This window comes from Methylomonas montana (genome assembly GCF_030490285.1).
GTDB classification, from domain to species: Bacteria; Pseudomonadota; Gammaproteobacteria; order Methylococcales; family Methylomonadaceae; genus Methylomonas; species Methylomonas montana.
Genome location: NZ_CP129884.1, coordinates 2,396,688 through 2,410,039, shown reverse-complemented (window position 1 = coordinate 2,410,039; position 13,352 = coordinate 2,396,688). Strand labels below are relative to the sequence as shown.

The 13,352-nt window shown below is 53.1% G+C and carries 14 protein-coding genes and 1 tRNA gene; 10 read left to right on the top strand and 5 right to left on the bottom strand.

Annotated features, from left to right (window positions below; all coding sequences use genetic code 11):
- Nucleotides 1-152: 152 nt before the first annotated feature.
- Nucleotides 153-239: transfer RNA gene (locus tag QZJ86_RS11135), tRNA-Leu, on the bottom strand.
- 388 nt (nt 240-627) lie between these two features.
- On the opposite strand from QZJ86_RS11135, the gene QZJ86_RS11125 reads away from it, so the two are divergent.
- The 5 genes from QZJ86_RS11125 (at nt 628) to QZJ86_RS11105 (ending at nt 6,364) form a co-directional block, all read left to right on the top strand.
- A complete protein-coding gene (locus QZJ86_RS11125) occupies nt 628-2,025 on the top strand; it encodes an L-lactate MFS transporter (protein ID WP_301670477.1) in 1,398 nt (465 codons plus the stop codon).
- Nucleotides 2,026-2,041: 16 nt separating this feature from the next.
- On the top strand, nt 2,042-2,170 hold the full coding sequence (locus QZJ86_RS11120; RefSeq protein ID WP_301670476.1) for an MFS transporter small subunit: 129 nt from the start codon (nt 2,042-2,044) through the stop codon (nt 2,168-2,170).
- Between the two features lie 73 nt (nt 2,171-2,243).
- Nucleotides 2,244-4,343 (top strand): excinuclease ABC subunit UvrB, encoded by a 2,100-nt coding sequence (gene uvrB / locus QZJ86_RS11115; RefSeq protein WP_301670475.1) that lies wholly within the window; start codon nt 2,244-2,246, stop codon nt 4,341-4,343.
- A 134-nt stretch (nt 4,344-4,477) separates the two neighbouring features.
- Nucleotides 4,478-6,142: a putative bifunctional diguanylate cyclase/phosphodiesterase gene (locus QZJ86_RS11110; RefSeq protein ID WP_301670474.1), complete on the top strand. Its 1,665-nt coding sequence runs from the start codon at nt 4,478-4,480 to the stop codon at nt 6,140-6,142.
- A 3-nt stretch (nt 6,143-6,145) separates the two neighbouring features.
- A complete protein-coding gene (locus QZJ86_RS11105; RefSeq protein ID WP_301670473.1) occupies nt 6,146-6,364 on the top strand; it encodes a TraR/DksA C4-type zinc finger protein in 219 nt (72 codons plus the stop codon).
- 26 nt (nt 6,365-6,390) lie between these two features.
- Here QZJ86_RS11105 and QZJ86_RS11100 read toward each other — a convergent pair whose 3' ends face one another.
- On the bottom strand, nt 6,391-7,527 hold the full coding sequence (locus QZJ86_RS11100) for a GNAT family N-acetyltransferase (RefSeq protein ID WP_301670472.1): 1,137 nt from the start codon (nt 7,525-7,527) through the stop codon (nt 6,391-6,393).
- Nucleotides 7,528-7,577: 50 nt separating this feature from the next.
- Between QZJ86_RS11100 and QZJ86_RS11095 the strand changes: the two genes are divergently transcribed.
- The 5 genes from QZJ86_RS11095 to QZJ86_RS11075 all read left to right on the top strand — a co-directional run bounded on the left by QZJ86_RS11095 (nt 7,578) and on the right by QZJ86_RS11075 (nt 10,789).
- Nucleotides 7,578-8,180 carry a DUF938 domain-containing protein gene (locus tag QZJ86_RS11095; protein ID WP_301670471.1) on the top strand — a complete coding sequence of 201 codons (603 nt, stop codon included), beginning with the start codon at nt 7,578-7,580 and terminating at the stop codon, nt 8,178-8,180.
- Nucleotides 8,181-8,286: 106 nt separating this feature from the next.
- A complete protein-coding gene (locus QZJ86_RS11090; protein ID WP_301670470.1) occupies nt 8,287-8,877 on the top strand; it encodes a LemA family protein in 591 nt (196 codons plus the stop codon).
- A 1-nt stretch (nt 8,878) separates the two neighbouring features.
- Nucleotides 8,879-9,724, top strand: a complete 846-nt coding sequence (locus QZJ86_RS11085) for a TPM domain-containing protein (protein ID WP_301670469.1) — start codon at nt 8,879-8,881, stop codon at nt 9,722-9,724.
- An 11-nt stretch (nt 9,725-9,735) separates the two neighbouring features.
- Nucleotides 9,736-10,227, top strand: a complete 492-nt coding sequence (locus tag QZJ86_RS11080) for a TPM domain-containing protein (RefSeq protein WP_301670468.1) — start codon at nt 9,736-9,738, stop codon at nt 10,225-10,227.
- Nucleotides 10,228-10,360: 133 nt separating this feature from the next.
- Nucleotides 10,361-10,789: an Hsp20/alpha crystallin family protein gene (locus QZJ86_RS11075; RefSeq protein ID WP_301670467.1), complete on the top strand. Its 429-nt coding sequence runs from the start codon at nt 10,361-10,363 to the stop codon at nt 10,787-10,789.
- A gap of 108 nt (nt 10,790-10,897) precedes the next feature.
- Here QZJ86_RS11075 and QZJ86_RS11070 read toward each other — a convergent pair whose 3' ends face one another.
- Genes QZJ86_RS11070 through QZJ86_RS11060 form a run of 3 tightly spaced genes read right to left on the bottom strand, consistent with a single transcriptional unit; the run spans nt 10,898 to nt 13,334 of the window.
- Nucleotides 10,898-12,397, bottom strand: coding sequence for a cbb3-type cytochrome c oxidase subunit I (locus QZJ86_RS11070; protein ID WP_301670466.1), 1,500 nt, complete (start codon nt 12,395-12,397; stop codon nt 10,898-10,900).
- 3 nt (nt 12,398-12,400) lie between these two features.
- The gene (locus tag QZJ86_RS11065; protein ID WP_301670465.1) at nt 12,401-13,000 is read right to left on the bottom strand and encodes a c-type cytochrome; all 600 of its coding nucleotides are present in this window, start codon (nt 12,998-13,000) and stop codon (nt 12,401-12,403) included.
- Entirely contained in the window at nt 12,993-13,334 is a 342-nt protein-coding gene (locus QZJ86_RS11060; RefSeq protein WP_301670464.1) for a hypothetical protein, read from the bottom strand. The genes QZJ86_RS11065 and QZJ86_RS11060 overlap by 8 nt, the downstream gene beginning before the upstream one ends.
- Between the last annotated feature and the right edge of the window lie 18 nt (nt 13,335-13,352).

Here is a 13,352-nt window from a genome sequence, read left to right as displayed (position 1 = left end):
GTGTGGGCATGATGGCAGATACCAACAAAAAAACCAACACCGTGTTGGTTCTTTGGTGGGGTTAGGTGTTACTACGTGAGGCATAAAAAAACCCGCTAAGCCTTTCAGCTTGCGGGTTTCGTTGTCAGATGTTACCACCTGAAACTTTAATATGGTGCCGAGGAGAGGACTTGAACCTCCACAGGGTTACCCCTACTAGCACCTGAAGCTAGCGCGTCTACCAATTTCACCACCTCGGCACTACCTGTTGAAGCAGGTAGAGTAGGCATTTTATAAACATTAAACTTAGTTGTCAACTTTTAGTTTGAAGGCAACAAACTTTGGCGCAGTTACACGACAGGCATAAGCAAGTTGCGAGACTGCATAACACAGGTCACAAAGTCATGAAGATCGTTGAGATGACACGCTTGACCTACCCAACGGGTCGCAATCTCGATCGATGGCTTATTGCAGGGCGGTTGGTCTGCGATTCGACCGGCGCCTAGAGGACGAGGGATGTGCAGAAACAGATCATCGGCTGAATCAACATTTGGATTTAAGTCAGCCTGCGCCGAAATGTTAGAATCCCATTGAACAGCCGGTGTAATTGAGCGCCGATATTGAATAGTAGTAGAAGATGAGGGGACTATGTCGGGTTTTTTTTCTAAACAACACAGCTTTGCGCAACCGGGTTATAGCCGCTGGCTGGTGCCGCCGGCGGCCTTGTCGGTGCATTTGTGCATCGGTCAGGCCTACGCTTTTAGCGTGTTTAACGATCCGCTGACGCGGGTGATAGGCATTGCTAGTTCCGCGCCGGAGGATTGGAAGCTGACCACGCTGGGTTGGATTTTTAGTCTGGCTATCGTGTTCTTGGGCTTATCGGCGGCATTCGGCGGTAAATGGCTGGAAAAAGTCGGGCCGAGATTGACGATGTTTGTGGCGGCGTGCTGTTTTGGCGGCGGCTTTTTGATTTCGGCGCTGGGCGTTGAGTTGCATCAAATCGGGTTGATTTATCTTGGCTACGGCGTGATCGGCGGCATCGGTCTGGGCTTAGGTTACGTGTCGCCAGTATCGACGCTGATCAAATGGTTTCCGGATCGGCGCGGTATGGCTACAGGCATGGCTATCATGGGCTTCGGTGGTGGCGCGATGATAGGTGCGCCCCTGTCGGTACTATTGATGGATCATTTCAAATCGGCCGAATCGGTGGGCGTGACGCAGACCTTTTTGGTGATGGGCGGACTGTATTTTTGTTCGATGCTGATCGGCGCGTTGACCATTCGTATTCCTCCGGTGGACTGGCAACCGGCCGGCTGGACGCCGCCGGCAGTGCAAAACAAAATGATCACCGACAAACATGTGCATATCGACCAGGCTTTGAAAACCCCGCAGTTTTATCTGCTATGGCTGGTGCTATGTCTCAATGTTACGGCCGGCATCGGCGTGTTGGGACAGGCTTCAGTGATGATACAGGAGATGTTCAAAGGTTCGGTGACGCCAGCTTCCGCGGCGGGATTCGTCGGTTTGCTGAGTCTGTTTAATATGGGCGGCCGGTTTTTCTGGTCTTCCGCTTCGGATTTCCTGGGTCGGAAAAATACTTATTTTATCTTCTTCATGGTCGGCGCAGCGCTTTACGCCACGATTCCCAGCATGGGCATGGCCGGCAACATGGCCTTGTTCGTGTTGTTGTACGCCTTAATCATGAGTATGTACGGCGGTGGCTTCTCGACGATTCCGGCTTATTTGGCGGATATTTTCGGCACTCGTTTCGTCGGCGGCATTCACGGCCGCTTATTGACGGCTTGGTCCACGGCCGGGGTGTTGGGGCCGGTGTTGGTCAATTACATTCGCGAATACCAGATCGGCCAGGGCGTGGCCAAGGCCGAAGCCTACAATGTGACGATGTACATCATGGCCGGCCTGCTGGTGGTGGGGTTTATCGCGAATCTGGCGATTCGGCCGGTGCACGAGAAACATCATATGAAACACGACGAATTCGACGAACTGGATGGCATCTATCCGGAAACAGACGACGCCGAACATTAATATCGAGGAGCAAGCCATGAATCATCCCGAACCGATCAAATCCTCCAGTCCGTTATTATTGGTCTTGTTTTGGCTATATGTACTGATACCGTTGAGTTGGGGCGTTTGGTCCACCATCAAAAAAGCCTTGGCTCTATTTGGCTGAGTGCTCGAGATTTTAGCATGCAACTCGACAGCCGTTGGCTAGCGCTAAACGATAAATACAAAGGAGATGAACGATGAGCGACAAGCGGCGCATGGAACTGAGCCAATCGGCGATTACCGGCATTCTGGCCGTGGAAGACCCCCATTCGGCCAAGAGCGGCGCGGGAGGGCATAAACCCTTCAAGATACAAAGCCGCTATCAGCCAGCCGGCGACCAGCCCACTGCGATCGCGCAACTGGTCGAAGGCATCAACGACGGCGAGTTGCACCAAACCCTGCTCGGCGTGACCGGCTCCGGCAAAACTTTTACCGTCGCCAATGTGATCCAGCAAACCCAACGGCCGGCAATGATCATGGCGCCCAACAAGACGTTAGCGGCGCAGCTATACGGCGAGATGAAGGAGTTTTTTCCGGAAAACAGTGTCGAGTATTTCGTTTCTTATTACGACTACTACCAGCCCGAGGCCTATATTCCGGCTTCTGACACCTTCATCGACAAGGACGCTTCGCTGAACGAGCATATCGAGCAGATGCGGCTGTCGGCCACCAAGGCCTTGCTGGAGCGGCGCGATACTATCGTCGTCGCCACGGTTTCGGCGATTTACGGCTTGGGCGAGCCGGAGTCGTATTTCCAGATGGTGCTGCATCTGGTGCGCGGCGACATGATTAAGCAGCGCGACATCTTGCGCCGCTTGGCGGAAATGCAATATACCCGTAACGACACCGAGCTGCGCCGCGCAACCTATCGGGTGCGTGGCGAGGTGATCGACGTGTTTCCGGCCGAATCCGAAGAGCAGGCGCTACGCATCGAATTGTTCGACGATGAAATCGAACGCTTGTCGATGTTCGACCCTTTGACTGGCGAAGTCACCCAGCGGATCGCTCGCTTCACCTTGTATCCGAAAAGCCATTACGTGACGCCGCGCGAGCAACTATTGATTGCGGTGGAGAAAATCAAGATCGAACTGGCCGAACGGCTGGAACAATTGCGCGACAACCACAAATTGGTGGAGGCCCAGCGCCTGGAGCAACGCACCTTGTTCGACATCGAAATGATCATGGAAGTGGGCTATTGCTCCGGCATCGAGAACTATTCCCGACATTTGTCTAACCGCGCCGACGGCGAATCACCGCCGACCATGTTCGATTATCTGCCTAACGATGCCTTGGTGATCATCGACGAAAGCCATGTCACCGTGCCGCAGATCGGCGCGATGTACAAGGGCGACCGGTCGCGTAAGGAAACCCTGGTCGAATACGGTTTTAGATTGCCGTCGGCCTTGGATAACCGGCCGCTGCGCTTCGAAGAGTTTGAGCAAATCTGCGGCCAGCGCATTTATGTGTCGGCTACGCCAAGCACTTACGAGAAAGAACATTCTGGCGCGGTGGTCGAGCAGGTAGTGCGCCCAACCGGGTTGGTCGATCCGCTGGTCGAAGTGCGGCCGGCGACTAGCCAAGTGGACGATTTGCTGTCCGAGATTAATAAACGCATCGCCGTGCAGGAGCGGGTATTGGTCACCACGCTGACCAAACGCATGTCGGAAGATTTGACCGACTACTTGATGGAGCACGGCGTCAAGGTGCGCTATCTGCATTCGGACATCGAAACGGTGGAGCGGGTGGAGATTATTCGCGACTTGCGGCTAGGTTTATTCGATGTATTGGTGGGTATCAACTTGCTGCGGGAAGGTCTGGACATACCGGAAGTGTCGCTGGTGGCGATCCTGGATGCCGACAAGGAAGGTTTTTTACGCTCGCTGGTGTCCTTGGTGCAAACCATAGGCCGCGCCGCCCGTAATGTTAACGGCAAGGCAATACTCTACGGCGATAAAATTACCCGTTCCATGCAACTGGCGATCGACGAAACCGAACGTCGTCGCGCCAAACAGATGGCTTTTAACAAAGAGCACCACATTCAGCCCAAAACCATCTTCAAATCGGTGACCGATATTCTGGAATTGTCCATCCCCGGTTCCGGCGGTTCCATTTCCAATGCTAGGGCTAAAGTCGCCGAACCGGCCGGCAATTACAAAGCGATGACGCCGAAACAGGCCGCTAAAGCCCTGAAACAGCTGGAAGAAAAAATGTATCAACACGCGAAAAACTTGGAATTCGAGGATGCGGCTCGGGTCAGGGATCAGATCAAATTATTGCAAGCCGAGATGGTGGTTTGAGCGAATTGGACTAATATTGGCGCTGAGATGCGGTAACGTTCAATCTGGCCGGCATCGAACTGACCGTTAAGCACCGACGCCGTCGGAGACGGCGCGGCAGAATCCATTAAACCGAAGTGCCGTCCGGAACACAGATGATTACCGCTAAAAACGTATTGACCGAAAACGTTAGGGTATTAAAAAGCGAGGTATCCAAGACCACCTACCAAGGTGTGGCGGTAGCCTTGGTCGCCATAGCTAGCGCGTTATTGGCGCTGAGTTATTACTATGTCGGCGAAATATCGCTTAACGGCGTCATTCGCGCGCAAACCGAAAACTACGGCTTATGGGTGTTGGAAATTCTGCCGTTCGTATTCGGGTTTTGGGGGCAATATTCCAGCGCGGTGATGGCCTATCAAGCCAGTGCGATGATTCTCGATCAGACCCAGGAATTGCGTTCCCGCGCCGAGTCGCTGGAGAGGCTGGTTAGTTATTCCTCTACCCACGATTCGATCACCGATCTGCCGAACCGGGTATTGTTTTACGACCGGGTGGAGCAAGCTATTTTATCCGCTACCAATCAAAACAAAATGCTGTCCATCTTGTTGGTGGAAGTGGCTAACTTCAAGGAAGTGTATGACACCTTGGGCCGTAACAGCAGCGATCTGATTCACAAACAAATCGCCACGCGTCTGCAAAGCGTGGTGTTGGGCACCGACAGTGTGGCCAGGATCGACGGCAATATTTTTAGTGTGTTATTGGCGGCCGTCGATAACGAAAATGCGGGGGTGTTGTTGGCGAAAAACATCCAAACCGCCCTCGATCCGGCTTTTAAAATCGAGCGATTGAGCGTGGCGATACATTCCAACATCGGCATCGTTAATTTTCCAGAGCATGGCGAAGATGTCGATACTTTAGTGCAAAAGGCCGGCGTGGCCTTGTTCGTGGCGGCAAAATCGCACGAAGGTTATACCGTCTACGCGCCGTCTCACGACGATCACAGTCCGCGCCGCTTGACGCTGATGAGCGAGTTGCGCCAAGCCATCGAAAAAGAGCAATTGTTTCTTTATTATCAGCCCAAGGTTTCCGTGCACACCGGACGAGTGTACGGCGCCGAAGGCTTGGTGCGCTGGCGGCATCCCAAACACGGTTTTATCTCGCCGGAGGAATTTATTCCGATGGCGGAAAGAACTCGAGTGATTAAGCACTTGACCACATGGGTGTTGAAACAGTCCTTCAGAGATTGCGCCAAACTACGCAAGCAAGGTAAGGAGTTGACAATATCGGTCAATTTGTCCGCGAAGGATTTGCACGATCCGGAATTACCTGACGTGATGGCCGGCGTCGCGGCGTCGGCGAATATCAGACCCGATTGGATGATGCTGGAAATTACCGAGAGCTCGATCATGACCGATCCGGATAGGGCGATGGAAGTGATTCAACGTCTGCATGAGATGGGTTACAAATTATCGATCGACGATTTCGGCACCGGTTATTCTTCGCTGGCCTATTTGAAACGGATGCCGTTGACCGAATTAAAAATCGATAAATCCTTTGTCGGCGACCTGTTGCACAGCGAAAACGACGCGCTAATCGTCAAGGCTACCATTAACCTTGCCCATAACCTGGGTCTGCAAGTGGTCGCGGAAGGTGTGGAAAATCAGGCTATCATGGACAAGCTGGCCAGTTATAATTGCGACATCGCCCAGGGCTACTTGTTGAGTAAGCCGGTACCGTTCGATGACTTTAATCGTTGGTTGCAAACTGCGACAATCGGACAGTTATCGCCGGCGCGGACCGGTTCACCGGAGGAAGCATAAGCAATGTCTACGGCATGGGCGGGCGGCACCGACGCGATTATCGAGAGAATGGATCAGATGACCGAGCTTTTCGTTGCGGAAACCCGTAAAGCGATCTATACCGGCGAGTCAGCCAGTCACTGCGAGGAATGCGGTGAACCGATCCCCGAGGCGCGCCGCAAAGCGATTGCCTGCAAGTATTGTTTGCCGTGCCAAACCCAGCTCGAACAGCAAGGTAAATAAGCGCTTATTTTGTGGGCCGGATCAGCTTAGTTGGTTTGTTTAAACGGCAGATAAGTTGCCGCCTCCTGTTTATAGTGCTTTAGCGCGGTCTGTTCCCTAGCGACGAATTGGGCAACGGCCTTGGCAAATCCGGCATCCTTGAGCCAATGCGCGGAATAGGTGGTGACCGGCTCGAAGCCTCGGGCGATTTTATGCTCGCCTTGCGCGCCGGAATCGAAACGCCGTAAACCGCGCTCGATGCAATATTCCAATCCCTGGTAATAACAGGCTTCGAAATGCAGCGCGTTATACTCTTCGTAACAGCCCCAATAACGGCCGTACAGCGTATCCGCGCCGACGAAGCTTAAGGCCGCGCCCACATAATCGTCGTCTTTAAGCGCCAATATCAAAAGTAACTGCTCGGCCATGTTGGCGGCGAGCTGCCGGAAGAAATCAAGATTCAGATACGGCTGCGATTGTCTTTTTAAATACGTCATCGCGTAAAATCGATAAAACGACTGCCATTGCGCATCACTGACATCCGGGCCGGCGATGCGAATCATTTGGATGCCTTGTTCGCCGACCCGCCGCCGCTCGCGTTTGATCATTTTGCGTTTGCCGGCGTTTAACGTTTGTAAAAAATCGCCGAAGTCCCGATAGCCGCGATTCAACCATTGAAATTGCACGCCTTCGCGAATGCTCAAGCCTTGCGACCGCAACAGTTCTGCTTGCTGTTCGGCCGGGAACAAGCAATGCCATGACGAGACGCCGCGTTGCTCGGAAAGCCGTTCGATAAAACTCAGCAGTAATCGGCTGATGGCCAGTGGGTCGGTGCCAGGCTTAATCACCAAGCGCAGCCCCTGGCAGGGCGTAAACGGGATGGCGCTCAGCCACTTGGGATAATAATCCAAGCCTTTTTGCTGATAGGCTTGCGCCCATTGTTGATCGAATACGTATTCGCCCCAGGAGTGCTGTTTCAAATACAGCGGCAGCAAGGCCAAGAGTTCGCCTTGATCGGTTACCAATAAATGCGCCGGCAGCCAACCGGTTTGCTGGCAAACCACGGCGCTTTGTTCCAAGGCCGACAGGAACTCATGGCGTAAAAAAGGATAGTCGCAGCCGGTCAGTTGGTTCCAGTCGGCGGCGGCGACTTGCGTCAAACTATCGATTTGTTTTACTTCCATTTTCAAAATCAGTAGAGTTAAAACAACAAGATAACATCAATTTATTTTATATGACGACACAGAAGCCTTTCTCGCAGTCTTGCGAAAACAATAAAGCCGCTATTTTAGAGATTATCCGCTCCGTGTTTAGCCAGCCGGCCACGGTCTGGGAAATCGGTAGTGGCACCGGCCAGCACGCTTGTCATTTTGCCGAGCAGTTGCCGCATTTGCACTGGCAGCCTACCGATAGGCCGGAAAACATCGCGGGTATCGAATTGTGGCGCGAAGACGCCCAGTTAAGCAACGTCAAGCCGCCGCTTAGTCTGGATGTCGCCGATCCGGTATGGCCTTGCGAACGGATCGATGCATTATTCACCGCCAATACGCTGCACATCATGAGCCGCCACGAGGTGCGAATATTGTTCGAACGGCTAGCGAGTTATCTGAATGTCGATGCGTCGATCTGTATTTACGGCCCGTTCAATTACAACGGTGCCTACACCAGCGACAGCAATGCCCGTTTCGACGAGTGGCTGAAGAATCGCGACGTGTCGAGCGGTATCAAAGACTTTGAAGAGATCATGGCCTTGGCAACAGCCATCGGTCTTGAATTGCAGGCCGATCATGCCATGCCAGCCAATAATCGCTTGCTGGTTTTGCAAAGAACATCATAGGCCCGAGTTTTAACGGGCTGCCCGGATATTCAGCTTTATTTTCGGTCGCCAGCGGCGTGTTATGCTGCCGACATTATTTTGATGCCATATGTTATAGGAGCAGATTATGCGCAACATGCTAAGGATTTTTCTGTTAACTGCGATGCTGATGCTATCAGGTTGCGGCTACAACACCTTTCAGACTCAAGACGAGCAAATCAATGCCGGCTGGGCGGAAGTGCTGAATCAATACCAACGCCGCGCCGACCTGGTGCCGAACCTGGTCAATACCGTCAAAGGCTATGCCGGGCATGAAAAAGAAGTGCTGGAAGCGGTGACGGCATCGCGAGCGAAGGTGGGCAGTATTCAGGCGACGCCGGAATTGGTCAACGACGAGCAGGCCTTTGCCAAGTTTCAAGCAGCGCAGGGCGAGTTAAGCTCGGCTTTATCACGCTTGCTGGTGGTGTCGGAGAATTATCCGCAACTGAAGGCCGATGCCAATTTTCGCGATTTGCAGGCGCAACTGGAAGGCACCGAGAACCGCATTACCGTGGCTCGCAATCGCTATATCGCTGCGATCAAGGAATATAACGTCACCGTGCGCTCATTCCCGAGTAACCTGACCGCGATGCTGTTTGGTTATAAAACCAAGCCGTCGTTTACCGTCGAAAACGAAAAGGCTATTTCCACCGCGCCGGTGGTCGATTTTGGCAAATAAAATGCGGGCGTCCGCCGTGCTTGGCCGATTTGCGGCCTTCTTGTTACTGATGGCTTGCCTATTGGCGACGGCGGCGAGCGCCGAGCAAGCGGTGCCGAATCTTGAGCATCGCGTGACCGATCTGACTGGCGTATTAACAGCCGCGCAACAATCAGCCCTGGAACAACGCTTGCAAGCCTTTGAGCAGCAAAAAGGCAGCCAGATAGCGGTGTTGATCGTCGCCAGCACTCAACCCGAAGACATTGCTCAATATTCCATTCGCGTTGTCGAACACTGGCTTCTGGGTCGCAAGGGTATCGATGACGGCATTCTGATACTGTTGGCCAAGGACGACCGCGCCACCCGCATCGAAGTCGGTTATGGCTTGGAGGGCGTAGTGCCGGATGTGTTGGCTAAGCGTATCGTCGACGACATTATGATTCCGCATTTTCGGCGCGGCGATTTTGCCGCCGGCATAAATGCCGGCGTCGATAGTTTGATCGGCCTGATCCAGGGCGAACCCTTGCCTACGCCTAAGCCAAGCGCGATTGATGGCCAGCTGAATCAATATTTCCCGTATCTGTTTTTGTTGGCGATGGTCGGCGGCGGAATCTTGCGAGCAATATTAGGCCGATTTCTCGGCGGACTGGTAAACGGTGGCGTGGTTGGGCTATTGGTTTGGTTTTTGGGCGGCGGTTTGCTGTTCGCATTGGGCCTGGCGTTGGTGGCTTTCATTATGACCCAAAGCAATGGCAGAGGTTTTGGCGGACGCGGCGGCGGTTTCGGCGGGGGAGGTGGTTATAGTAGCGGCGGCTTTTCCGGCGGTGGTGGCGGGTTTGGCGGCGGCGGCGCGTCGGGGCGGTGGTAAGCATGCAGTTTATGAGGTTCATTAGGCACATCTTTAGCGGCCCGTGGCGCGTGTGGCGGGCATTCCCCAAACGCACCCTCAGAACCATTGAGGCGGCGATTGGCGATAGCGAGCGACTGCATCTGGGTGAAGTGCGTTTCGCAGTGGAGAGCGCGTTGGAGATAGGCGACTTGCTCCGTGGCGTCACGCCGAAACAACGCGCAGTCGAAGTATTTTCGCAATGCCGGGTGTGGGATACCGAGCATAACTCCGGCGTACTGATCTATCTGTTACTGGCTGACCGTGATGTCGAGATCGTCGCCGATCGCGGTATACATGTCAAAGTCGGCGAGGTGGTTTGGGAAGGCATTTGCCGGGATATGGAACGACAGTTTAGAGCGGGCGAATTTGAGCGTGGTGTGATTGACGGACTTACTGCGGTGACCGCTCAGCTGCAACTGCATTTCCCGGCATCTGTTAAAAGTAAGCCAAACGAAATATCCAATGCGCCCATCATCTTGTGAATCAATCAGGACAGGGCTAATCTGTGCGAATAAACCCGGTGTTGTATTGTTGGCCCTCTTGAAAATATCGGGTTCTGCTCCATATTAATAAATCAATCAGGTTTTATCAGCAACACATAATAGGAGAATCGACATGAATAACTTAAGTCCATTTGTTAGTCGCGGTCTGTTTGACGAATTGTTTCGCGATGTAAATCCAGGTTATTTCATCAAACCTTTGCACGGCGATGCATTGCCGTCGCAGATCAAGGTCGATGTGAAAGAAAATCCTGCCGAATTTGTCGTGCAAGCCGAAATACCGGGGGCCGGTAAGGAGAATATCCATGTGGATATCGACGGCACTATGGTCAGCATTCGCGCGCAAATCAGTCAGGTCGATACGGAAAACAAAGACGACAAACTGCTGCGGAGCGAACGTTATTACGGCGAAGTGTCGCGCAGTTTTCAGCTGTCGGCGGATATCGACGAAGAAGCCAGCAAGGCGCGTTACGAGAACGGCGTATTGACGTTGAATCTGGCGAAAAAGTTGAAAAAAAGCGGTCAGCGCATGACGATCGATTAAGTGTCCGGCTGACGCAAGCAAGCCCCGCCGAGCGGGGCTTTTTTGTGTCTTGAACTTTACCGTGTTATTTGGACCGGCAAACGCCGACCCAAGCACCTTGATTTGGGATTATCCGGCTTCGTTGCTGATTACCGCCGCCGGCCGTTGTTCGCCCTTGCCGATTTCCAACAAATCCCAGAACAACAAACCGCCGCCCACCGCAGTCATCAAACCGAATACCATCCGCCAGATCATCGCTTGCATGAACCAGGGATGATTCTGTGCGGCGAAATAGCCGGCCCAGGTTGAGCCTTCGACGGCGCGTTCGATGAAGGATTGCTCGTAACCGGCGATTAACAAAGCCACCGTCATGCCCATTACGCCCAGGTTCAATAAAACTGCGGCAGTTTTCCAGCGCCAGCCGTTGGCCAGTTCGCCGCCCATCCAGACGTTACCGCGCGCTTGCTGTGCGGCCAGATAGAAGAAGGCGATGTTGATCGTCGCATAGGCACCGAAGAAGGCTAGATGGCCGTGCGAAGCCGACCATTGGGTGCCGTGGGTGTATAGATTGATTTGCGGCAAGGTGTGCATGAATCCCCAGACGCCAGCGCCGAGAAAGTTACCGAAGGCGTGGGCGATGATCCAGGCCAGCGCAGGATGATTGCTGTTTTTGAAGCGATGCGCGCCGGCATCGTAAATAGAATGCACCACCATCGCGACCAAGGGAATCGGCTCCAGTGCCGAGAAGAAACCGCCGATGGTAAACCAGTATTCCGGCGTGCCTATCCAGAAATAGTGATGTCCCAAGCCTAAAATACCGGAACCGAACATCAACGCCACTTCGATATACAGCCAGGTTTGTACGACTTTGCGGCGCACGCCCAGCAACTTCATTAAACTCCAGGCCATGATACAGCCCACCAGTACTTCCCAGGTGGCTTCCACCCATAAATGAATCACCCACCACCACCAGTATTGATCGACGGAAATGTTCGTTACATAAAACATGCCGGCCAGATACAAGCCGGCCAAGGCCACTAAATCCAGCGTCAACACACCGGCGATGCCGGACCATTTACCTGCGGTAAAGGTGGCGGCAACGTTGTAGAAGAAAGTCAGCACCACCACGACAATGCCGATGTCGGCCCAACGCGGTGCTTCTATGTATTCGCGACCTTCGTTGATCAGCCATAGCGAGGTGTCGGTGCCGCTGCCAATTTGAATCAGCAAGTACACTAATACCACGACCGTTACGGCGCCGGTGAGCACCCAAAACGCCAGTTGGCCCCATTTCAAGCCAACGATGGGCACACCGCTTTCTTCTTCCAGAAACCAGTACACGGAACCGAGGAAGCCGTAGAGCATCCACACCACCATCGCATTAATATGCACCATGCGATTGACGTTGAAATCCAGGATTTCGTACAAAAAGCTGGGGAAGATAAACTGCAAGCCGGCCAGCAGACCGAACAACAGCTGTGCCATGAATAACACCATCGCTACGGTGAAATAATGCACTGCCAGTTTTTGGCCTCCGCTCAAATGCGGGTTGGCCATCAATACGCCGTAGCGTTGTTTGCAGTCGGCCCAGCAGACTGTGGCTTTTTCTTGATAAGCTTGGAGTGTCATCTGTTATTCCTCTTCGCCGATGGCTTTGAAATTATGCGGAAAACCGTTGGTGTCGATAGACGACATCCATTTCAGGAAGGCGACAATCGCTTCGGCCTCTTGTTGAGTGATGTCCAGATTTGGCATCTTCCGATTCGAGCCGTAAGTACGGGCATTTTTCTCAGGATCGAGCAGGAAATCGACCATCAATTGCTCGCGCGATTCTTTCGCTCCCCAGCCCTGATCCAGCCAGGCCTTGGTCAAGTCCGGCGCGTAATAGGCGCCATTACCCAGCAGAGTGTGGCAATTCATGCAGTTTTTGGCTTGCACGGTTTTTTTGCCGTGATCGACCAGTTTTTCTGCTTCCTCTTCAGTCAACAGCTTGCCGAATAAAGGCGCTTCGTCGCCTATGGTTGGTTGATAACGTTGCTTGGTCTTGTCAAAGCGATAGCTAACATCTTGGTTAATGACACTGTAAGCCGGTACGCGCGGGCCGCCGGCGCTGATTTGTTTTAAGGAATCGAAGGTTAAAATAACCAGCAAGACAAAGGAGCCGCCGGTTACCCAGATCGCGGTTTTTTTCCAGAACGTTTCTGACGCCCAACGAGGGACTTGCTCAGTCATGATGACCTCCTGATTGATGAGAGTGATGAGTCTTTTCGCCATGAGTGGCGGCCGATAATCGCCAGATCAGACGCGGCATCCAGCCGTAGCCAAGCGCCATTAACAGCGACAGCACCAGCCAATAATCGTTAAAATGGTTGACGTAGCTGAATACGCCGACGCAAACCAATAATGCAGCATAAGCCAGCCAGGCGGCAATGCTTAAAGAACGGCGGCCGCTGATTTTTGACCAGGCATACAATGCTGCGTAAACCGTAGCCAGTAGGATGATTAACGCCGCACTGAAAAAGCTCAGGAAAAAATCGGACAAAGCAACGGGTTCGATCAACATCATAAATTTCCAACGGTAAGC